The following is a 22208-nucleotide window of genomic DNA, read 5'->3' as shown; positions in this document are numbered from 1 at the left end:
TGCCCCGGCAGACGAGCCGAGCGGCGAGGGGTGCACATGACGGAACTGGTCTCCGGCGGCAACATGCCGCTGCCCGAAGACGGCGTCTCCCTGCGCGTCCCCGGCCCCTTCGACCTCTCCCTGCTCATCACCGGCGAGGACGGCCGGGTCGCCGGCGACGCCGACTTCGTCTTCTTCAACCAGCCCTCCGCCCCCGGGGCCCGGCTGCACGGCGACACCCTCACCGTGCACCCGCTCCGGCTGCGGGCGGGCGCCAGCCGGGTCACCGTCGTCGTCTCGCCCGCCGCGCCCGGCACCCCGCTCGGCCGGCTGCCGGTGCCCGCGCTCAGCGTCACCACCGCACGGGGCGCGCGCATCGGACGTTTCACCCCGCCGCGCCCGAACCACGAGACCGTGCTCCTCCTCGCCGAGATCTACCGCCGCGGCGCCGGGTGGAAGCTGCGTGCCCTCGGTCAGGGCTACGCGGACGGGCTGGCCGGCCTCGCCCGCGACTTCGGCGTCGACGTCGAGGACGACGGCGCCGCGCCCACCACCCCGCCGCCGCGCGGCCCGGTGCCGCCCGCGGCGGGCCTCGGCGCCGCCCGTACGACCGCTCCGCCGCCCTTCCCCGGCGCCGCCCCGTCGCCCTGGCCGCGGCCCGGGGCACCCGTCGCCGACGCCTTCGGGGCCGCCGACGACTTCGTGGGGCTCGTCAACGCGGCCCGGGCCCGGGCCGGCGCGCCGCCCGTGACGCCGGACGGGCGGCTGGCGGCCGCCGCGCGGGCGCACGCCGAGGCGATGGCGGCCCAGCGGGCGCTCGCCGGGGAGGGGCGGGACGGGGTCTCCCTGCATCAGCGGATCACGGCGAGCGGCTACCGGGTGCTGACCATCGCCGAGCACCTGGTCTCCGGGCCGCGCACCCCCGCCGAGTTCCTCGACTACTGCCTCGCGGACCGGGAGCGCGGGGCGGCGGCGCACGACCCCGCGGTCGTCCACACCGGCCTCGGCCGGGCCACCGCCGCCGACGGGAACGTCTACTGGACCGCCCTGTGGGCCGCCCCCTTCACCCCCGCCGGACTGGCCCGACTCACGGCCGAGGTGGCGGCGCTGACCAACGCCGAGCGGGCCGCGGCCGGCCTGGCCCCGCTGGCGGCCGACCCGCTCCTGGCGGTCGCCGCCCAGGCGCACAGCGACGACATGGTGGCCCGCGACTTCTACTCCCACACCACCCCCGAAGGGCGCGAACCCTGGGACCGGGCGGCCGCCGCCGGCTGCCCCCACCGGGGCATCGGGGAGAACATCGCCTGCGGCCAGCGCGGCGCGGCCGAGGTGGTGCGGGGCTGGATGGACAGCCCCGGGCACCGCGCCAACATCCTGAAGCCCGACTTCACCCACATCGGCGTCGGCTACGCCAGCGGCGGCCGCGCCGGCACCTACTGGACCCAGCTCTTCGGGGCGCGCTAGCTAGCCGGCGGTTCACCGGAAGCGCCGGGCCACCGCGTGGAAGGACTGCTTCGGCTCCCACTGCCCGGTCTCCGCGTACCCGCGCGACGTCCCCGAGGGAAAGGTCCTGACCAGCGCGAAGCTGGCGATGTCCAGATCGTGCCGGCGGTCCGGGGAGTACGGCGAGTCGGGGGCGATGAAGTGGTAGACGAATGCCCCGTGCACCCCCTCGGCCTCGTAGAGGTCCAGCAACTCCGCTATCTCCGCGGCCTGTTCCCGCTCGTCGCGCACATAGCCGTCCTTGACGACCGGCGGGTTCCGCTCCCAGTCCACGGCCAGGAAGCCCGAACCGCCCTGGTCCCGTGCCCCGGTGAAGGTGCAGCAGCCGAACTCGGTGATCACGACGGGCTTGCCGTGCCGGTGCAGGTCGCGCACCTTCGCCGCGTACCCGGCCCGGTTGTCCGCGTCCCGGTACAGATCCACCCCCACCACGTCGAAGCCGTTCCAGGCGACGTCCTCCCACTCCCCGGAGGTGTACGTGAGCCGCCCTCCGAACAGCGGCCGCACGGTCGCCGAGGCCCGGCTCAGGAAGGCGTTCAGCCGCTCCTGGAAGCCGGCCGACTCCGGGCGCCCCAGCGCCGCGGCGCGCTCCTGCCAGTCCCGGCCGGGCACCAGCCCGGACATGAAGATGCTCAGTTCGCAGCCGACCGAGAGGCCGACGCCGGCGTGACGGACACGCAGCCGCTCGGCGGCGCGCGCCACCGCGGAGAGGAACGCGAGGGTTCGCTCCGCGTCCTGGTCGAACTGCCGCGGCTCGAACCACACGAACAGCCCGTGCGCGGCCGCGATCCGCGCGCTCTCCAGCAGCCGGTCGAGGTCGGAGCCGAGCAGCAGGATCGCGTTGCAGTGCAACCGCTCCCGGATGGCCCTGATCTCCCGGCGCACGTACTCCGTCCGCCAGACCTCACGGTCGGTGTCGAAGTTGACGCCCTTGTAGGTGAGCGGGGCGGCGGGCCGCGCCGCCGCGACCCGGGTGCCGGGGCGCGGAGTGGGCGTACGCGCCACCGCGTCGCCGCCGGTGTACACGGTGGTGGCGAGGGCCGCGCCGCCCGCGAGCAGGGAGCGGCGGCCGATCGGTGTCGATGTCATGGACCCAGGCTGACGCGGTGCGGTGGTGCGGCGCGTCGGCCATCGGGCGCGCGGCCGCCGACCGAAGTCGCCTTCCGCCGTCCTCCGTCGCGACCTTCGGCGCACGGACGCCACCGCGTGGCCGCACCGACCGGTCGCGTCCCCGGAGGCGTCCGGGCGACCGCCGCGACCGGTTCACGAGAGCTCGGGGGTGCGGGTCACCGTCCGGCCCAGCCCGGCCGCGATCCGGGCGAACGCGCAGGCGTCCAGCACGGCCGCCCCACCGGGGTCGTTGTTGAAGTACGCGTACACCTCGGCCCCGTCGGGCCAGGCATCGGCCACCCGTCGCACCCAGGTGGTCAACGACTGGCGCCCGTAGCGCGGCCAGGGCTGGGCGCGGCCGTGGTGGAAGCGCAGATAGCCCCAGTCGGTGGTGGACCACAGCGGCGTGGCCGGGCGGGCCTGCTGATCGGCCCAGCACAGCGCCGCCCCGTGCCGCTCCAGGATCGCGCGCACCTCCCCGGTCCACCACGAGTCGTGGCGCGGCTCCACGGCGACGCGGACGCCGGACGGGAAGCAGTCCAGGCAGGTGTCGAGCAGCCCGGCGTCGGCGCGCAGCGTGGGCGGCAGCTGGAGCAGGACGGGGCCGAGCCGGTCGCCGAGCCCCTCGGCGTGGGACAGCAGCCGCTCGACCGGCTCCTCCGGGTCCCGCAGCCGCTTGATGTGGGTCAGGTACCGGCTGGCCTTGACCGCCATCACGAACCCCTCGGGGGTGCGGTCCCGCCAGCCGGCGAACTGCTCGACGGAGGGCAGCCGGTAGAAGGCGTTGTTGCTCTCCACGGAGGCGAAGGCGTCGGCGTACGTCTCCAGCCACAGCCGCTGCGGGCAGCCCTCCGGATACAGCACCCCGCGCCAGTCCCGGTACTGCCAGCCCGAGGTCCCGACGACGATCACGCGGAGCCGCCGAGGATGGCGTTCAGGTCGTACCGCACCGGCTCCTCCAACTGCGCGTAGGTGCAGCCGCGCGGCTCGCGGTCGGGGCGCCAGCGGTGGAACTGGGTGGTGTGCCGGAACCGGTCGCCCTGCATATGGTCGTAGCCCACCTCGCACACCCGCTCGCAGCGCAGCGGCACCCACGCCAGGTCCTTGGTGCCGGTCCAGCGGCTCGGCGCCCCCGGCAGCCGGGCGGACTCGTGGGCGACCTCGTCCGTCCACGCCGCCCACGGGTGGCCGGCGGGCGACTCCATCCGCAGCGGCTCCAGCTCGGCGACCAGCGCATGCCGCTGGCGCATCGGGAAGGCGGCGCAGACGCCGACGTGCTGGAGCCGCCCGGCGTCGTCGTACAGCCCCAGCAGCAGCGAGCCGACCACCGGTCCACTCTTGTGGAAGCGGTACCCGGCGACCACGCAGTCCGCGGTCCGGGTGTGCTTGATCTTGTACATCGCGCGGGCGCCGGGCCGGTAGGGCCGGTCCAGCGGCTTGGCGATGACGCCGTCCAACCCGGCCCCCTCGTACCGCGCGAACCACTCCCGCGCCACGGCGATGTCGGTGGTGGCGGGCGCCAGGTGCACCGGCGGGGCGGCCCGGCGCAGCAGCCGCTCCAGGGTGGCGCGCCGCTCGGACTGCGCCACGCTCAGCAGCGCCTGGTCGTCCAGCGCCAGCAGATCGAAGGCGACGAAGTCGGCGGGGGTGCGCTCGGCGAGCATCCGGACCCGGGAGTCGGCCGGATGGATGCGCTCGCTGAGCAGGTCGAAGTCGAGCCGCCCGGCGTGCGCGATCACGATCTCGCCGTCCACCACGCACCGCTCCGGGAGCTGCCCGCGCAGCGGCTCCAGCAGCTCGGGAAAGTAGCGGGTGAGCGGCTTGCCGGTACGGCTGCCGATGACGATCTCGTCGTGGTCGCGGTGCACGATGGCGCGGAAGCCGTCCCACTTGGCCTCGTACTGCATGCCCGGCGGGATCTCGGCGACGGGCGTCGCCAGCATCGGCTTCACGGGCGGCATGACCGGGAGGTCCATGCCCCGATTCTCCCGCGCGGCGGCGCGCCGTGCCCGATGTGTCCGCCGCGACGACCCGCCCCGGCGTCCCCCGGCGGGCCGCCACCGACGCCCGGGGCTCTGAGGCCCGCGGCCTGCTGCCGGCCCCTGACCGCCGGAGGCCGAGCCCGAGCCCGAGGCGAGGTGCCGCCGGTCGTCGCGGCGCGGCGTCCGATGTGCGGGGCCCCACCCGGGCGCCTACGGTAGCGAGCATGGGCGAGGCGGTGGAGCTGGACGCCGACGGCCAGGCCGTACGACTGTCCAACCCGGACAAGGTGTATTACCCGCAAGCGGGCCACACCAAGCTCGACGTCGCGCGGTACTACCTCGCCGTCGCCCCCGGCGCGCTGCGCGCCGTGTTCAATCGGCCGACCACGCTGGAGCGCTTTCCCGACGGGATCGAGGGCGAGTCCTTCTTCCAGAAGCGGGTGCCCCCGAAGCACCCGGACTGGCTGCGGACCACCACCATCTCCTTCCCCAGCGGCCGCACCGCCGACGAGCTGTGCCCCACCGGCATCGCCTCCGTGCTGTGGGCGGTCAACCTGGGCTGTCTGACCTTCCACCCCTGGCCGGTGCGCAGCGAGCGCCCCGACCACCCCGACGAGCTGCGCATCGACCTGGACCCGCAGCCGGGCACCGACTTCACCGACGCCGTGCGCGCCGCCCACGAGCTGCGCGCCATCCTCGACGGCCTGGGGCTCCGCGGCTGGCCCAAGACCTCCGGCGGCCGGGGACTGCATGTCTTCGTGCCCCTTGAGCCGCGCTGGACCTTCACCGGGGTACGCCGCGCGGCGATCGCGCTCGGGCGGGAGCTGGAGCGGCGGATGGAGGGCAGGGTCACCATCGCCTGGTGGAAGGAGCAGCGCGGCGAACGGATCTTCGTCGACTACAATCAGACCGCGCGCGACCGCACCATCGCCTCCGCCTACTCGCTCCGCGCCCGCCCGGGCGCCACCGTCTCCGCCCCGCTGACCTGGGACGAGCTCGACTCCGTCGAGCCCGCCGACTTCCATCTGGCCTCCATGCCGGGGCGCTTCGCCGAACGGGGCGACGTGCACGCCGACATGGAGGACCACGCGTTCTCGCTGGAAGGGCTGCTGGAGATGGCCGATCGCGACGAGCGGGACCACGGCCTGGAGGACCTGCCCTATCCGCCCGACTACCCGAAGATGCCGGGTGAGCCCAAGCGCGTGCAGCCGAGCCGTGCCAAGCGTCCCGCCCCCTAGCCATGGTCGGTCACCCGGTTGCCCCGCAGTTGTTGCAGCTCCAGCCGCCGTTGGGTCCTTGGATGACCGGGGCTCCGCAACGGGTGCAGGTCATGATGGCCTCCTCGAGTTCTGTCCCGTGAGTTCCGTCCGTCGCCACTGGGACGGGAAGGGCGCCGTGGTGGCTCCTTCACTGGACAGCGCCCCGGGCGCCGCGTCAATCGGCCACGGGTACGGCACCGGTCGTAGTCGAACCGCGCGCCCGGCCCGGCCCCCTCGGCCGCCCGGGCGCGGCCGCCGCGTGCTCCGCGCGACCACCCCGCGGGCCAGCGGGTTCCGCCCCTCAGGAGGGCTCGGCGTGCTGTTCGGCCTCGCCGAACCGGGCCAGCGCCAAGGCGCTGACGATCGACAGCGCAAAGCCCAGCACGGCCACCGGAGCCCAGCCCTGCCGCGTCGAGTCGCCCAGCCAGACCACCCCGAACACCGCAGGTCCGAGGCTTTCACCGATCACCATCGCCGCCGTCGCGGCGGTGACCGAACCGGCCTGCAAGGCGTCGACCAGGAAGACGAAGCCGCTGATGCCGGAGATGACCACCGCGTACGCCGTAGGCCCGGTCAGCAGCTCGACGACGTCGAAACCCGGCAGCATCCGTACGCTGATGGCGACCAGACCGAAGCTCAGCCCGGCGACGAGGCCCAGCACCGCGGCCCGGTGACGCCGCACCAGGTGCTGCACGGCCGCGCCGGCCACCGCCAGCCCGATCGAGGCGCACAGCGTCGCCAGCCGCAGCAGCTCGTCGCCGTCGCTGCTGCCCTCCCGTCCGGCCGCGACGGCCAGCAGCGCCAGCCCGCAGCAGACCGTCGCCACCGCCACCCACTCGGCCCGGCGCAGCCGGACCCGCAGCAGCCACGCCGCGACCACCGCGGTGACCGCCAGCGACGAGGCGAGCGCCGCCTCGACGACGAAGATGGGCAGCAGCCGCAGCGACACCAACTCGCCGGCGAAGCCCAGCATGTCCAGGCCCACGCCGGCGATGAAGGGCCAGCACCGCACCGCCCGCAGCAGCGTCCCCACCCCGGAGACCTCCCGGCCGTCCGCGGCGTCGGCCACCGCCATCCGCGTGCCCATCGCCTGCATCACCGTCGCGGCACCCATGCACACGGCGGCGCAGATCGCGAAGAACACTCCCAGTCCCATGCGTCGACGTTACGTCCCGTGACCGCCGTCCCCGGGCGTACGGGGGGTCCTGGGCGCCCGGTCGGGTGAACGTGTCGCGCGGGCGCTGTCCGACCGTGCGATCCGGCCGAACACTGAGCGTGGCGCGGCACGTCCGACAGTGGGAGGCATCCATGACGCAGGGCTCCGTCTCGGCCGACGACTCCCCGCCCCGGTTCATCGCGGAGGCGTCGGAGCCGGTGCGGGAACACCTGGCCGGCTCGGTGCCGCTGTCCGAGTTCCTCAGGGGCGCGGGCATGCTGACGCTGGAGGAGCGCCGGCTCCTGGTGGACCAGGCGCTGATCCTCTTCGAGCAGAACTACGTCCACCTTCCACTGAAGATCGCGATGCACGCCGTCAACCCGGTGCAGCGGCTGAGGGTACTGCGCCGACGTCTGGAGCGGCAGACCCCGGAGACCATGGGCGAGGAGTGGATGTTCCACGCCGAACTCACCGAGATCTTCCACTCGGTCCGGGACCTGCACACCAACTACATCCTGCCGGCCCCCTTCGCGGGCAAGATCGCCTACCTCCCGTTCCAGATCGAGGAGTACGTCGAGGTCGAGGGTGAGGGCGAGGGCCGGGGCCGCCGCTCCCGCTACCTGGTGACCCATGTCCTGAAGAACTTCACCGCCCCCGGCTTCCGGCGCGGCGCCGAGATCACCCACTGGAGCGGCATCCCCATCGAGGCGGCGGTCGGCCTCAACGCGGCGCGGTACGCGGGCAGCAACAACCCCGCCCGGCACAGCCGGGGCGTCCAGTCGCTCACGGTCCGACCGCTCAGCGTCCACCTCCAGCCGTTCGAGGAGTGGGTGACCGTCAGCTATACGGACCCCGACGGCGACCCACACGAACTGCGCGAGAACTGGCGGGTCGTGGACAACCTCCCGGCCTTCGACGGCGACGACGGGGCCGCCGCGGCCGGGGCTCCGGGCCTGGAGGCGCGCGCGGCCGCGGACGAGGCAGCCGCCGAGGGCCGGGCCGCCGCCGGGAAACAGGCCGCTGTCGGAGATCGTGGTGCCGCCGCGCTCTCCCTGGGGCTGGACCTGGAGTCCGACGAGACCAACCGGGCCAAGCTCTTCCTGTTCGCGCCCCATGTCATGGCGCAGGAGGAGTCCGCACGCGCCCGGCAGCCGCTGCCCCACCTGCGCTCGGGAGAGGTGGAGAGCACCATGCCGCGGGTGTTCACGGCCCGCGCGATGCCCACCTCGTCCGGCGGGACCGTCGGCCACATCCGCATCTTCACCTTCATGGTCGCCAACCCCGACGCCTTCGTGAAGGAGTTCGTCCGGCTGATCGGCCTGCTGCCGCAGGACGGCCTCATCGTCGACCTCCGCGACAACGGCGGCGGAAACGTCATCGCCGCCGAGCAGCTCCTCCAGACGCTGACCCCGCGCCGGATCACCCCCGAGCCCGTGCAGTTCATCAACACCCCGCTCAACCTGCGGATCTGCCGCATGAACCAGAGCAGCGAAGGCATCAACCTCGGTCCGTGGGTGCCGTCGATGGAACAGGCCGTCGAGATCGGCACACCCTTCTCCAGCGCCTTCCCGATCACCCCCGAGAGCTCCGCCAACGCCCTCGGCCAGCAGTACTTCGGCCCCGTGGTGCTCATCACCAACGCGCGCTGCTACTCCGCGACCGACATCTTCGCCGCGGGCTTCCAGGACCACGGGATCGGGCCGGTGCTGGGGACCGACGACAACACCGGAGCCGGCGGCGCCAACGTCTGGACCCACGAGACCCTGCTGATGCTGATGAACGGGGAGCCGCCCTACGCGCCGCTGCCCAAGGACGCCGGCATGCGGGTCTCGATGCGGCGCACCCTGCGCGTCGGCGCTCTCGCCGGCACCCCGGTGGAGGACCTCGGCGTGATCCCCGACGAGCGCCACCACATGACCCGTCGGGACCTGCTGGAGGACAACGTCGACCTGCTCGACCGCGCGGCCGCCCTGCTGCGGACCCGGACGGCGTACCGGCTGGACATCGCCGAGGTCTCCCAGGCCGACGGCGCCCTACGGATCCAGCTGCGCACCGACCACCTGGACCGCGTGGACCTCTACCTCGACCAGCGGCCGCGGGCCTCGGCCGACGTCGTCGACGGGCATGTCGACCTCACCGTCCCCGGCCCCGGCGCCCTGGGCGCACGGTCGGCCCGCGTGTGCGGCTTCGCGGCGGGCGAGCTCGTGGCGTGCCGCACCGAGCGACTCGGTTGACCGGAGCCGGTACGACCGGGGCGGAGCCCGTACGACCGGGCGGAGCTCTGCTCTACGACCGGGGCGGGCTCGTACGACCGGGGCGGAGCCCGTACGACCTGGCGGAGCTCCACGACCGGGCGCGCCGCAGCCCCCGCGGCGTGGTGTCACGGTGGGGCGACCGTCGCGCCGCCCGAGTCGTCGCCCGTGCCGTGGTCGCCACCGGGTTCGCCTCCGGACCCGGGGCGGGGGCCGCCGCCGCGCGGCCCGCGGCCGTCACCGGGCCGGGGCGGTGTCGCGGGGGCGGCACCGTACTGGCTGGCCTGTCGGCGGAACATCGAGGCGTAGCGGCCCGCGCGGGCGAGCAGTTCGCTGTGTGAGCCCTGTTCCACCAGCCGCCCGCCGTGCAGCACATGGATGACGTCGGCGTGCTGGACGGCGGCCATCCGATGGGTGACCAGCACCACCGCGCGGTCGGGCCCCGCCAGTGAACGGATCTTCTCGAAGCAGGTGATCTCCGCCTCCGGATCCAGCGCGGAGGTCGGCTCGTCCACCACGATCAGCGGGGCGCCGCGGTAGACCGAGCGGCTCAGCCCGAGCTTCTGCCACTGTCCGCCGGACAGCTCCACCCCGCCGCGCATCTGCCGGGCGAGCAGCGTGTCCAACCCGCGCGGCAGCTGCGCGATGACCGCGTCCGCCCCGGAGAACGCGGCCACGGACTCCAGCGAGCCCTCCGCGTCTCCCTCCTCGGGGGCGCGCTCCGGTCGCCCGATGCGGATGTTGGTGCCCGCGGTGAAGGGCCAGCGCTGGAAGTCCTGGGTCAGGATGCCGGTGCGGGCGAACACCTGCTGCCGGTCGGCGGTGGTCAGGTCCAGGCCATCCCACAGGATCCGGCCCGACTGCGGCAGATGCAGCCCGGCCAGCAGTTTGACCAGCGTGCTCTTGCCGCCGCCGTTCTCCCCCACCAGGGCGGTGACCGTGCCGGTGCGGATGGTCAGCGACACCTCGCGCAACGCCGGGACGTCCCGGCCCGGGTAGGTGAAGCTGACGTTCTCGAAGACGATCTCCTCCGGGACGGCCGGCAGGTCCGCGCCGCCGTCGGGGATGGCGCGGACGGCCGCCTCGCGCAGGAACCGGTCCAGGTCGTGGACGTACAGCCCCTCCTCGTGCAGCCGGTTCAGGCTCATCACCAGCGAACCCAGGGTCGAGGAGCCGGAGCGGATGGCCAGCACGGCGGTGCCGGCGGCGGCGATCTCCACGTGCCCGGCGACGATCAGGGCGGCCAACGCCGCGTAGGTGACCAGCGTGGCGAGCCCGGACAGCGCCGCGGCCAACAGCTCGGTGAGGGCCTTCTCGCGGGCCAGCCGGGTCTGCTCGTCCTCCGCGGTCTCCGCCATGACCCGGTAGTGGCCCAGCAGGAAGCCGCCCACTCCGTGCACCCGTACCTCGCAGGCCGCTTGCCGAGAGGTGAGCATGCTGCCGATCAGACGTCCCGCCCGGACGTGCTCCAACCAGTTCATCACCGACGCGTAGCGGCGCTGGGCCACCCGCATGGCGCCCCAGCCGCGCGGCGCGGCGATGAGCAGGAGCATGGGCAGCAGCAGCGGGTGGAGCACCGTCAGCACCCCGGCGGTGGCGACCATGGTGAGCACCCCGTGCACGGTGTTCACGCAGGCGCCGAGCATATGGCGGGCGGCGCCGGCGCCGGCCTGGGCCGCGTCGATCAGTCGCCGGAACTCGCCGTCCTCGGCCGCCTCCAGCTCCACATGGACGGCCGCGTGGAGATAGCGCTCGGTGGCCAGCCGGTCGATCTTCGGCTCCAGCCGACCGGCCGCCGCGGTCGACGCCGAACCGAGCACGGCGCCGACGGCCGAGATCAGGGCCACCGCGACCAGCGCCGGCAGCGCCGTCCGGAGCCGGTGCTCCGGATCGCCGCCCGCCAGCAGCGCCCCCAGGGCCGTGTTGACCGCCAGCAGCCGGAGGGCCTGGCTGACGCCCTGGCCGAGCTGGCACGCCCCCACGGTCAGCAGCGCCCTGCGGTCCGTCTCCCACGCCAGCCGCACCGTGCAGGCCACCAGCCGGGGCAGCGCACGCATCGCCGACGGCAGGGTCGTGTCGAGGGTGGCGTAGTCGTGCCCGGTGAAGCCCAGGTCGTACCGGAGCGCCCCGCCGAAGAGCGCCCGCTCGCTCTCGGAGACCACCGGGCCGGTCGCCCGCGGCCGCGCGAACAGCCGCCGCATCCGTCCGCCGGCCCGCTCCCCGACCTCATCCCGGGCCCCATCCCCGGACCGTTCTCCAGGCCGTTCTCCAGACTGCTCCCGAGACCGTTCTCCAGACCGCCGCCGCACGCCGCCGCGTCACCGCCTTTCCGCCCCGCGCCCTGGGCGGGCACGTCGATGGACCTGACCACGCCGTCCGACCAGAGTGGCGGAGACCGCGCCAGGACCACCAGCGGAGCGGGTTCACCCGCCGGTAATGGACTAGGGTTGATGAACTCTGCGCTTGCTCACGGCATATGAGGGGGCGTCGGCTTCGCCTGCCCGCGCCCCGTGCGGCTGGCCGCCGCGACCGCGGCCACGCCTCGGCGACCCCCGCGGCCATGCGCCGGGCGTCACGATCGCGGCCACGTCTCGGGACCCCCGCGCCCCGTGCGGCCGGTCGCCGCGACCGCGGCCGGGCCCCCGGCGACCCGACCCCGCGGCCGTGCTCCGGCGACCCTCGCGGCCGTACGGGCCCCGGCCGTCATTCCGGCCCGGCGCACGCCCCGGCGGCGGCCGGCCCGGGTGGTGATCTTCGATGATCGGCGGTTGAGTGGAGGTTCCGGGCGAAAGCGCACGGGCGGCCCCCACGTCCTGCCGTGAAACCCCGGTGACAGCCATGCGCACAGCAGCTCCCGCGACCCCGCGACCCGAGCGGGCGGGGACGGTGCCCGGCACCGGCCCCGGCCCGCTGCTCGTCGCACGGCTGACGATCCCACCGCCGCCGCGGGTCTTCGTACGGAGGCCGGGGCTGTGCGCCCGCCTCTCCGCCGGGGCACAGGGCCCGCTGACCCTCATCACGGGCCCGCCCGGATCGGGGAAGACCGTGCTGGCCGCGCACTGGGCCGGTCAGGCCCCCGCCGGCCTGCGGGTCGGCTGGCTGACGGTGGACGCGGGCGAGCCGCCGGGCGCCTTCTGGGCCTATCTGCTGCGGGCGCTGCGCCGCCAGGGCGTGCCCCTGCCCACCGACCTCGTCGCGCCCCGCACCGGCGTGCCCGGCCGGCCCCTGCTGGCGCGCCTCGCGGCGCAGCTCGCCGCCTGCCCCGACCCGCTCGTGCTCATCCTGGACGAGTTCGACGCGACCGCCGCGCCATCGACCGCCGACGCCCTGCACTTCCTCCTCCGGCACGCCGCCCCGCGGCTCCGCCTGGTCGTGACCGGCAGGAGCGACCCGCCGCTGCCCCTGCACCGCTACCGCGCGGCCGGCGACATCACCGAGCTCCGCACGGCCGACCTGAGGTTCGGCGAGGACGAGACACGGGAACTGCTGCGCGGACACGGCCTCGAGGTCGCCGCGGCCGAGGCCCGCGCCCTCATCGCGCGCACCGACGGCTGGGCGGCCGGGCTCCGGCTGTGCGCCCTGGCGATGCAACACGCGCCCGAACCGGCCGCGTTCGTCCGCGACTTCGCCGCCGAACGCACCGCGATCGCCGACTACCTGCTCGCCGAGGTGGTACGGGCGCAGCCCGCCGCCACCCGCGATCTGCTGCTGCGCGTCAGCGTCGTCGAGCGCGTCCACCCGGACCTCGCCGACGCGCTCACCGGCCGCGACGACGCCGCCCGCGTCCTGGCCCGACTGCACCGCGACAACGCCTTCGTCGAACGGATCGACTCGCAGCCCTGGTACCGGCTCAACCCGGTCCTCGCCGAGGTGCTCAGGGCCCGGCTGCGCTCGGGCCACCGCGGCCTGGAGGTCGAGCTGCGCCGCCGCGCCGCCCGCTGGCTCGCCGCCGCCGGCCGGCGCGCCGACGCCATCGCCCAGGCGGCCACGGCCGGTGACTGGGACTTCGCCGCGGGAGAGCTCGTCGGCAGCCTGTCGATCGGGCGGCTGCTGACCGGCCCGGAGGCGGAACGGTTCAGCGCCGTGTTCGACGCCATGCCCGACGGCCTCCCCGGCGCCGCCCCCGCCCTCGTCACCGCCGCCCGCCGGCTCGCCCGCCACGACGCCGCCGGCTGCCACGCCGCTCTCGCTCGCTGCCCCGACCCCCTGCCCGACCCGGCGTCGGCCTTCACCCACGACTTCCTGAAGACGCTGGCCGGTGGCCTGACCGGTTGGGGCGACGACGCCCCCCGGGCCACCACCGTGGACGGTGCCGCCCGAGCTCCCCGCGCGTCCCGGCCGCCCCGGACGACCGTGGTGAGCGGTGGGGCCGGAGCGGACGGGACGGCGAACGTCGACGCCCTGGCCGTATCGAGCGTCCCAGGGCCGGAGCCCGGGTCTCCCGGGTGCGACCCGGTGCCGGGCGCGGATGTGGTGCCGGGCGCGGACGTGGTGGCCTGCCTGCGCGCCGCCGGCCTCGCCTTCCCGGCCGTTCCGACGACGATGGCGACGGCGGAGGCCGAGTCCGCGAGCGGCGAGCGGGGAGCCGTGGGCACGGCGGAGCGGGTGAGGGGCGGGGGAGTCCAGGGCGGGGCGGCGGAGATCGACGGGACCCCTGTCGCGGGCGGCACGGGCGACGTCCGCACCGGGACCGGACCGGCGGACCGGCGCGCCGCTGCCGCCGGGTACGGGGCGCCCGACGGCGTCGACAGCCCGCCCGGCGGCGACAGCCCGCGCGGCGGCCGTGCGCCCCGGCATCGTGCCTCCTCGCCTCCCACCGTGCCGGGCGGCACGGGTGACGCGGCGACGGGTGCCGCTGACGGCCGAGACACGGCGGTCGCGCGGCGAGGCGCGGGCGCGCCGCGAGGCGCGGGCGTCTGGGAGGGCGCGGAGGTCGACGGCGCCGCGGCCGGAGGTGTGGTTTCGGCTGGCGATGTCGCGGGCTCGGCCGGCGGTGGTGGGGCGGTGGTGGTCGCGGGCGGTGGCGGCACGGTGGATGTCGCGACCCGCCCGGCGGCTTCGACCGACACGGCTGACGCTGTGGGGGCCGGAGACGACGCGCTCGATGGCGCAGGCTGTGTGGGCGACCTGGTCGGCCGATCCGGAGCGATGCCCGGAGCGGCGGATGCTGTGGGCGCTGGTCCCGGCTTCGGCGCCACGGAGGGCAGGGGGGCGGCGGCCCGGCATGCGGAGGGCATGGCCCCGGGAGGCGGCCTGGCCGGCTCGGCCGCCGCCGGCGCGGCCCCGCTCAACGGCGCGGGCCGGGCGGACCGCGCGCGGAGCGCCGGCGCGGGCGACCTCGCGGCAGCTGGCGCGGACCACCGCCCGGACGGGACGCCGCCCCCGACGGCCGCTCCGGTCGACGCGCCGGAACCGGGCGTCGAGGCGGAATCGGGCGTCGAGGCGGAATCGGCCGCCGAGAGGGAACCGGCTGTGGGGCCGGAACGGGCCGCGGGGGTGGAACCGGCTGTGGCGGCGGAATCGGACCTGGCGGCGGAATCGGCCATCGGCAGGGACGGCGGGCGCCGCGGTGGGAACGCCGTCGGCGGCGGGCCCCTCGCGGACGCCCGGGGCGCCGGGGCGGGTCCCGACCCGATCGGGCACGCGGCGGACCACGCCCTGCGGTCACTACGGCGACTGCCGTCGCGACTGGTGGAGGAACACCCCGAACTCCCCGCGATGCTGCGTTCCGGGCTGGGGTACGCGCAACTGCGCGCCGGGCGTCTGGACGAGGCACAGGCCACGCTCGCCGAGGCGGTGGCGGCGTGCGAGGCGTTGCGGGCGGAGTCCCCGCGCCCCGAGTGTCTGGAGCGGCTGGCCATGGCCGAGCTGCTCAGTGGTCGGATACGACGCGCGGAGGCGCACGCGCGCCAGTCCCTGGCCGCCGCGGAGCGCGCGGGAGTTCCGCCCAGTGGCCGTGCGGGCCTGGGGGAGCTGGTCCTGTGCGCGGCCGCCACGGAACACGACGACCTGCCCGCCGCCCGCACCCACCTGGCGTGTGCCGTCACGCGGCCCGGGCTGCGCCACGACCCCGTGGTGGCCGTCACGGCCGCCGTCGTCGCCGCCCGGCTCGCGGTGGCCGAGGGTGCGTGGGAAGGCGCACTGAGGACGCTGCGCGACGCGCGAGCGGCCGTGGCGCGCCACGCCCTCGGGTACGGGCCGGCACCCGGTTACGGGTCGGCGTCGGGCCGGGGATCGACACCCGACCACCGGCAGGCGCACGACCAGGGACCGGCCCCCAGCCGTCGGCCGTCACCCGCCACGGAACCGCCGCCCGGCAGGGGACCGGCGGCGTCTGACAGGGGACCGGCGTCCGACGGGGAACCGGCCTCAGACCAGGTACGGGCGTCCGGCCACGGGCGGCCGCCTGCCCATGGTTCGGCATCCGCCCACGGTTCCCCACCCGGCCATGGGACGTCACCAGGTCACAGGCCGACACCCGGCTATGGGCCGTCACGGGCCCACGGGCCGGCATCCGCCCACCTCCGGCGATCCGGTCCGCGCCCGCTGCCGGAGGGCCTGGTCTCCGGGTGGGAGGCGGACGCGCTGGCCACCGCGGAGGCCGCGGCCCATCTGGCGCACGGCGACGCCTCGGCGGCGCTGACCACGCTGGCGACGGTCGCCTCGCACCGTACGGACCACGAACTGGCCCTGGCCCAGGCCCTGCTGGCGGCGGACCGGGAGCGGCAGGCGGCGGACGTCCTGGCGTCGCTGCCGTGCGCGGTCAGCACGCCCGCGGCCACCCGCACCCGCATCCTGCTGCTGCGCGCGCAGGTCGCGGCCCGGTCCGGGGACGGAAGGAGCGCGCGTCGGCTGCTGTCCAGCGCCATGGAGCTGGCCCGGCCCGAGCGGCTCCGCCGGCCGTTCCGGGAGGTGGACGGCTGGCTGTCGGAGCTGCTGCGCGCCGAGCCCGAACTCGCCCGCGCCCACCGCTGGCTGGCGACCCCGGACGGAGGCGTGACCACCCCGGAGGAGGGCGGGCAGCCGGTGGTCGTGGAGTCGCTCAGCCGGCGCGAGCGGGACGTCCTGCGGCAGGCGGCCCAGATGCTCTCCACCGACGAGATCGCGACCGAGCTGCGGGTGTCGGTGAACACGGTGAAGACCCACCTGAAGAGCATCTACCGGAAGCTGGGCGTGCGGCGGCGTGGCGACGCGGTCCGTACGGCCCGTGAACTGGGCCTGCTCTAGCGTCGCCTGCCGTGAGGAGCCTCGCGCCCGATGTGCGCGGGTGGCGTACCGGCGCGAGTCAACGACCGGGGTACCGGACCTCCGGGAACGGCCACCGCGATGCCAACCAGTCGCGCACGGCCTCGTACAGGGGCCGGTCCAGCGCGGCCCGGTCGGCCCGGACCCAGGACCGCACCTCGATGTGTCCGGGATCGTTGCGCGACGGGTAGATGTACACACACCCGACCACGTCCTCGCCGCCCTCGGGCGTGGTCTCCAGCACGGTGTAGGTGAAGCCGGACCTCCGGGCGAAGTCGTCCGCGTGCCGCTCCAGGTCACGGAGGTTGTCCGCCTCCGACATCCCGCCCGGGGGCGGCCAGCCGCGGCCCTCGAAGCCGGGTGTGGTCCGGATGTGCTCGATGCCGGAGGTCCACGCGGCGTGGTCGGCCTCGTTGTGCCGCGGCCCCAGGGGCTCGAGCCGGAAGTCACGGGTCGTCAGCTCCCGTGGCGCGGTGAAGTCTTCGGGGACGATCGGGTGCGGAGAAGGATGGGCCATGGGCCCGAGGCTATGCGCGCACGCTCGGGCCCGGCACGCGAATATCGCCGGAGGAACGGAGCAAGGAACGAAGGAAGGCCGGAACGGAGCAAGGAACGAAGGAAGGCCGGAACGGAGGGACCGAAGGAAGAAGAGCCGTCGATGTGATCTGGGCCACCCGTTCGGAGTAGTCTCGGACGGCCGACAGTGAGGAACCTCCGTGAGCACTGACGCCCCCGCCACCGTGGTGGTGCTGACCGCCCTCGACCTGGAGTACCAGGCCGTTCGCGCCCATCTGACCGGGCTGCGCACGCGGTCCCACCCCGCCGGCACCCTGTTCGAGGTCGGGCGGTTGGCCGCGGCCGACGGCGGGGCGGGCGTCGACATCGCCCTCGCGGTGACCGGAGAGGGCGGCCCCGGCGCCGCGGTGCTGACCGAGCGCGCGATCGCCACCTTCCGGCCGCGGGCGCTGCTGTTCAGCGGCGTCGCGGGAGGGTTGAAGAACGACATCGAGCTGGGCGACGTCGTGGTCGCCACCAAGATCTACGCCTACCACGGCGGCAAGGACGAGGACGACGGCTTCCACGCGCGTCCCCGGGCCTGGGAGGCCCCGCACGAACTCGACCAGCTCGCCCGTCACCTCGCCCGTACCGGAGCCTGGACCGACCGCCTCCCGCCCGGCCGACGGCCGCCGCCCCAGGTGCACTTCAAACCCATCGCCGCCGGTGACGTGGTCCTGAACTCCCGCAGCACGCCGCTCGCCGAGCAGTTACGCCGCACCTACAACGACGCCGCGGCGATCGAGATGGAGAGCGCCGGGGTCTCCCACGCCGGGCATCTCAACCGCTCCCTGCCCGTCCTCACCGTCCGCGGGATCAGCGACAAGGCCGACGGGCTCAAGCGCCCGACGGAGGACGCGACCTGGCAGCCCGTCGCCGCCGCGCACGCGGCTGCCTTCGCGGTCGCGCTGGTGACGCGGCTGACCGGGCCACCACCGGAAGGAGCGGAGGCGGCCGAGCGGGACGCGGAGGTTGAGGCGGACGCGGGGGCCGAGGCGGACGCGGCCCCAGCCGACCCGGTCGTCCCGACGGCCCGGGTCGCGGCTCCCGCGCCACCGGCCCCGCCCCCCGCGTCCGACACCCAGCAGGTGATCGCGCAGGGTGGCGCGGCGTTCGGCGTCCTCAAGGGCGACATGCATCTGCACCAGGGGGTCCCGGTGCCCGCGCCGCCGCGGCGCACCTGGAGCCTCGGCCCCGCCTGGGCGCCACTGGTCGACCCGGTCCAGCCCCTCTGGCAACCGGGTCTGACGGAGCCGGAGATCGAGGAGGAGGGCCCGGTGCTCGGGCTCCACCTGGTGCCCGTCGGCGAGGCCCAGCGGTTCGACCCACGCGCCCGGGGAACCTTGATGAACCAACTCCACCGCTTCTGCCGCGGAGCCCTCGCGATCCCCGCCCACAGCCTGAGCGTGCGCTTCTCCGACGCGGCCGTCTGGGTGGAGTCGTACGGCATCGAACGCCCCCTCGTGGGTGTCGCCGTGTGCTACAGCGGGCAGCGCTCCGTCTGGCTGCCGCTGCACCTCCCCACCACCCCCGACGTGCAGGTGCTCGCCGACCAGGTCGGTCGGGCGGTCCGCACCCTCTGCGACGTCGAACTGCCGGCTCCGGGGCGGGTGGCACCGGCCCTCGACGTCCTGCGCCCCGGAAGGGCCCCCTTCCGCGTGCCGCCCCGGGACTCCCTGCCCTTCGACGAGCTGACCGGCCCCCTGGCGACGGACGTCGCGGTGGAGCTCGCGGCACGGCTGGCCTTCCCCCACCTGGGGCCGTGAGCCGCATGGACCAAGAGCGCGAGGGTCACGAGGGTGACGAGGGACGGGAGGAACACGAGGGTTTCGACGGGCACCGGGCGAGCGTTCCCCCGGCGGCGCAGCACGTCCAGGTCCAGGCCGGCTTCGGCTATGGCGTCGTCGGCGCCGACCTGCATGTCTTCGGTGACGGCGTACCGGTCTACCTGCTCCTGGCCTGGGACCCGCCCGGGCGGGCGCCGATGCCGTGGCTACGGGAGTTACCGAGCCGGATGCTCAACGCCCGCAACGCCGTGGTGCCGTTCACCGGGCGCACGGAGGAGCTCGACGACCTGCGCGCGTGGCGGGAGACCGGGCCTCGGCTGGCCGTCCGATGGCTCTACGGGCCCGGCGGCCAGGGCAAGACGCGGCTGGCCCACGAGACGGCCGCCGCGGCCGCCGCGGAGGGCTGGCTGGTGGCCTTCGCGGTGCAGGGGATGGGACCGATCCACCCGCCTCCGGGGAGCCAGGACCTCCGCGCGGACGACGCGGCCGGGATTCTGCTGATCGTCGACTACGCGGACCGCTGGCCGCCATCCCACCTGACCTGGCTGCTCAGCAACGCACTGCTGCACCGCGCGACGACCCCCGCGCGCGTGCTGCTGCTGGCCCGCACCGACACCATGTGGCCGGCGCTGCGCGCCGCGTTGGAGCCCCTCTACGCGGGCGCCTCCTCCCGGCGGCTGGAGCCGGTGCCGGACGCCGACGGGGCGCGCGCCGAGCTGTTCACCGCCGCCCGCGACGGCTTCGCCGCCCTGTACGGCGTCCCCGAGCCGTCCGCGATCGAGCCGCCCGGGCCGCTCCACCACCCCGACCTCGGGCTCACCCTCGCGGTGCTCATGGCCGCCCTGGTGGCGGTGGACGCCCGGCACCGCGGACGCCGCCCGCCCACCGACGTCGCCGGGCTGACGCTCTACCTCCTCGACCGGGAACACCTGCACTGGGCGACCCTGCCGGGGGACGGGCGGCATCTGCTCCCCGACCCAGCCGACGACGGCGGTCGTTCCGGCCGCTCCGGCGGCGGACCGGCACCGCGGCCGTACCGCACACCGCCCGAGGTCATGAACCGGACCGTGTTCGTCGCCGCCCTCACGGGCGCCCTGCCCCGTGCCGCCGGAGCGGAGCTGACCCGGCGGCTGCTGCCCGGGCAGGACGTGGAGCAGGTCCTGGCCGACCACGCCGTCTGCTATCCGCCGACCGCCTCCGGAGTCGTCTTCGAACCGCTCTACCCCGATCGACTCGCCGAGGACTTCCTGGCACTGACCCTGCCCGGACACGACGCCGAGTACCCGGCTCGGGACTGGGCCGCCGAGACCACGGTGGCGCTGTTGGCCCGGACGCCCGACGGGACCGCCCCGAACTGGCTGCCCCGCACGGTCTCGGCACTGGCGGCGGCCGCCGCCCGCTGGCCGCACGTGGGCCGCGGCCACCTCTACCCGCTGTTGCACCGCGATCCCCGGCTCGCGGTGGAGGCCGGCGGGGACGCCCTGACCACCCTGGCGAGCGGCCCGGACATCGAGTTCGGACTGCTGGAGTCGATCGAGCCGCACCTGCCGGGGCGCCGGCACGTCGACCTCGACGCGGCGGGGCTCGCCGTCGTGGGCAGGCTCACCGCGCACCGACTCGAAGCCGCAGAGGACTCCGCCACGCGCGCCCGGCTCCACACGGACCTGGGCTGGCGACTGAACGCCACCGGACGTCGGGAGGAGGCGCTCGCCGAGACCCGACGGGCCGTCGACCACTACCGCCGGGCCGCCGCGGACCGCCCCGGCGAGCCGGATCCCGATCTGGCGCACGCCCTCGCGAACCTCTGCTATGCCCTGTCGGACCTCGGCCACCGCGAGGAGGCCCGGAGCGCGGCGGAGGAGGCCGTGGCCGCCTACCGCCTGCTCGCCGCGACCGGTCCGGCGACCTCGCCGTCGGGGTCCACCGGCGCCGGCGGATACGCGGCCGACCTGGCGCACGCCCTCAACACCCTCGGCACGACGCTGGCGGCCCTCGGCCGCCACGAGCCGGCGCTGACGGCCTGTGAGGAGGCCGTCGCGCTCTACCGCGCCATGGTCACGGCGCGACCGGACGGCGGAACGGCGACGGGGTCGGAGACGGGCTCGGAGACGGACGCGGAAACAGGCGAGGGAACGGTCGTGGGCACGGGAACCGGTGCGGCGGCCTCCTCCGCGGAGGAGGATCCGCTGGTGCCCGACCTCGCCGCCGCGCTGGACAACTCCGGACTGTGGCTCACCAGGCTGGGCCGGTACGAAGAGGCGTTGGCGGTCACCGGTGAGGCGTCGGCGATCTACCGAAGGCTGGCCGCGGCCCGCCCGGACGAGTACCTCCCCGACCTGGCGGCCGCCCTCACCAACCACGGGATCCCGCTGCTGGAACTGGGCCGGCTCGATGAGGCGTTGACGGTGATGGCCGGCTCGGTCGACGCGTACCGGAGGCTGGCCGAGACGCGCCCCGAGGCGTTCGAACACCACCTCGCCACGGCGCTGAGCAACCTCGGCAGCCCGTTGTGGAGCCTGAGCCGGGTACGGGAGTCGCTGGCGGCCAGCGTCGAGTCCGTCGAGATCCGGCGCCGGCTGGCCGCCGCCCGGCCCGACGTCTTCACACCGGACCTGGCCACCGCGCTGAACAACCTCTCGGTGGACCTGCTGGCGGACGAGCGGCCGGTCGAGGCCCATGCCGCCGCGCACGAAGCCGCCGTGCTCCGCCGGCGCCTCGCCGAGGAGGACCCGCTGAGCTACGCGCCGTACCTGGCTTCCGCACTGTCCAACGAGGGCAACGCGCTGCTGGCCCTGGACCGGGCCGAGGAGGCGGTGGTGGCCGGCGCCGAGGCGGTGGCCGCGTACCGGAGCCTCGCCGACAGGCACCCGGACGCCTACGCGGCGCTGCTCGCGGCCGCGCTCACCGGCCATGCCGCGGCGGTCAGGGCGGCGGGCCGGCCGCTGGAGGCCCTGGACGCGCTCGCGGAGGCGGTGGCGCTGCGCCGCCGGCTGACCGCCGAGCGCCCCGATGCCTTCGCCGCCGACCTGGCCGCGGCGCTGGTCGAGCTCGGTGACCATCTGGCCGCCCTCGACCGGCCCGGGCCGGCTCATGCCGCCGTCGCCGAGGCGATCGCGCGCTACGAGGCCCTGGACGAGGGCGCCCGCGCCAACCCCATGGTCGCCGACGGGCTGGCCAAGGCGCTCGCCCTGCGCGCCGCGCTGTCACCCGTCTCCGGCGACTGACGGACCGGAGCGCGTCACCGACGCGAGCCAGCCACCCCGTCGGCCACCGACCGTCGGCCACAGGAAATGACTGGCGGCCACCGGCCATCGGCTGTCGGGGATTCCGCGCTCCGCCGCCCCGAGTTTTGGACCGATCGGTGTGATACGTTTCCGGTG

General features: G+C 75.4%; 12 protein-coding genes. 6 read left to right on the top strand and 6 right to left on the bottom strand.

Translation table 11 applies throughout. The features are described from left to right. Positions 1–36: 36 nt before the first annotated feature. Positions 37–1443 (top strand): CAP domain-containing protein, encoded by a 1407-nt coding sequence (locus LRS74_RS03190; protein WP_277739539.1) that lies wholly within the window; start codon positions 37–39, stop codon positions 1441–1443. 12 nt (positions 1444–1455) lie between these two features. On the opposite strand, the gene LRS74_RS03185 is transcribed toward LRS74_RS03190, so the two are convergent. The 3 genes from LRS74_RS03185 to LRS74_RS03175 form a co-directional block, all read right to left on the bottom strand. Continuing rightward, positions 1456–2571 (bottom strand): abortive infection protein, encoded by a 1116-nt coding sequence (locus LRS74_RS03185; protein ID WP_277739538.1) that lies wholly within the window; start codon positions 2569–2571, stop codon positions 1456–1458. A gap of 174 nt (positions 2572–2745) precedes the next feature. Next, positions 2746–3504: a DUF72 domain-containing protein gene (locus tag LRS74_RS03180; protein WP_277739537.1), complete on the bottom strand. Its 759-nt coding sequence runs from the start codon at positions 3502–3504 to the stop codon at positions 2746–2748. Beyond that, on the bottom strand, positions 3501–4568 hold the full coding sequence (locus LRS74_RS03175) for an ATP-dependent DNA ligase (protein ID WP_277739536.1): 1068 nt from the start codon (positions 4566–4568) through the stop codon (positions 3501–3503). The genes LRS74_RS03180 and LRS74_RS03175 overlap by 4 nt, the downstream gene beginning before the upstream one ends. A gap of 230 nt (positions 4569–4798) precedes the next feature. Here LRS74_RS03175 and ligD point away from each other — a divergent pair, with 230 nt between their 5' ends. Further along, positions 4799–5812, top strand: a complete 1014-nt coding sequence (ligD, locus tag LRS74_RS03170) for a non-homologous end-joining DNA ligase (protein WP_277739535.1) — start codon at positions 4799–4801, stop codon at positions 5810–5812. Between the two features lie 322 nt (positions 5813–6134). On the opposite strand, the gene LRS74_RS03165 is transcribed toward ligD, so the two are convergent. Further along, positions 6135–6989 (bottom strand): hypothetical protein, encoded by an 855-nt coding sequence (locus LRS74_RS03165; protein WP_277739534.1) that lies wholly within the window; start codon positions 6987–6989, stop codon positions 6135–6137. Positions 6990–7141: 152 nt separating this feature from the next. On the opposite strand from LRS74_RS03165, the gene LRS74_RS03160 reads away from it, so the two are divergent. Further along, complete coding sequence (locus LRS74_RS03160; protein WP_277739533.1) at positions 7142–9223, top strand: S41 family peptidase; 2082 nt, start codon at positions 7142–7144, stop codon at positions 9221–9223. A 146-nt stretch (positions 9224–9369) separates the two neighbouring features. Here the strand turns inward: LRS74_RS03160 and LRS74_RS03155 are convergent, their stop codons facing one another. Continuing rightward, positions 9370–11442, bottom strand: a complete 2073-nt coding sequence (locus LRS74_RS03155) for an ABC transporter ATP-binding protein (protein ID WP_277739532.1) — start codon at positions 11440–11442, stop codon at positions 9370–9372. Between the two features lie 637 nt (positions 11443–12079). On the opposite strand from LRS74_RS03155, the gene LRS74_RS03150 reads away from it, so the two are divergent. Then, the gene (locus LRS74_RS03150) at positions 12080–16468 is read left to right on the top strand and encodes a LuxR C-terminal-related transcriptional regulator (protein WP_277739531.1); all 4389 of its coding nucleotides are present in this window, start codon (positions 12080–12082) and stop codon (positions 16466–16468) included. A gap of 58 nt (positions 16469–16526) precedes the next feature. On the opposite strand, the gene LRS74_RS03145 is transcribed toward LRS74_RS03150, so the two are convergent. Beyond that, positions 16527–17003: an N-acetyltransferase gene (locus tag LRS74_RS03145; protein WP_277739530.1), complete on the bottom strand. Its 477-nt coding sequence runs from the start codon at positions 17001–17003 to the stop codon at positions 16527–16529. A 199-nt stretch (positions 17004–17202) separates the two neighbouring features. Between LRS74_RS03145 and LRS74_RS03140 the strand changes: the two genes are divergently transcribed. Both LRS74_RS03140 and LRS74_RS03135 read left to right on the top strand, forming a co-directional pair. Further along, positions 17203–18807 (top strand): 5'-methylthioadenosine/S-adenosylhomocysteine nucleosidase, encoded by a 1605-nt coding sequence (locus LRS74_RS03140; RefSeq protein WP_277739529.1) that lies wholly within the window; start codon positions 17203–17205, stop codon positions 18805–18807. A gap of 5 nt (positions 18808–18812) precedes the next feature. Beyond that, a complete protein-coding gene (locus tag LRS74_RS03135; RefSeq protein WP_277739528.1) occupies positions 18813–22052 on the top strand; it encodes a tetratricopeptide repeat protein in 3240 nt (1079 codons plus the stop codon). Positions 22053–22208 lie beyond the last annotated feature (156 nt).

Origin of the sequence: Streptomyces sp. LX-29 (assembly GCF_029541745.1) — a bacterium.
In the GTDB taxonomy this organism is placed as follows: domain Bacteria; phylum Actinomycetota; class Actinomycetes; order Streptomycetales; family Streptomycetaceae; genus Streptomyces.
The sequence above is the reverse complement of the archived record's forward strand: the minus strand, read 5'-3'. Positions and strand labels throughout refer to the sequence as shown.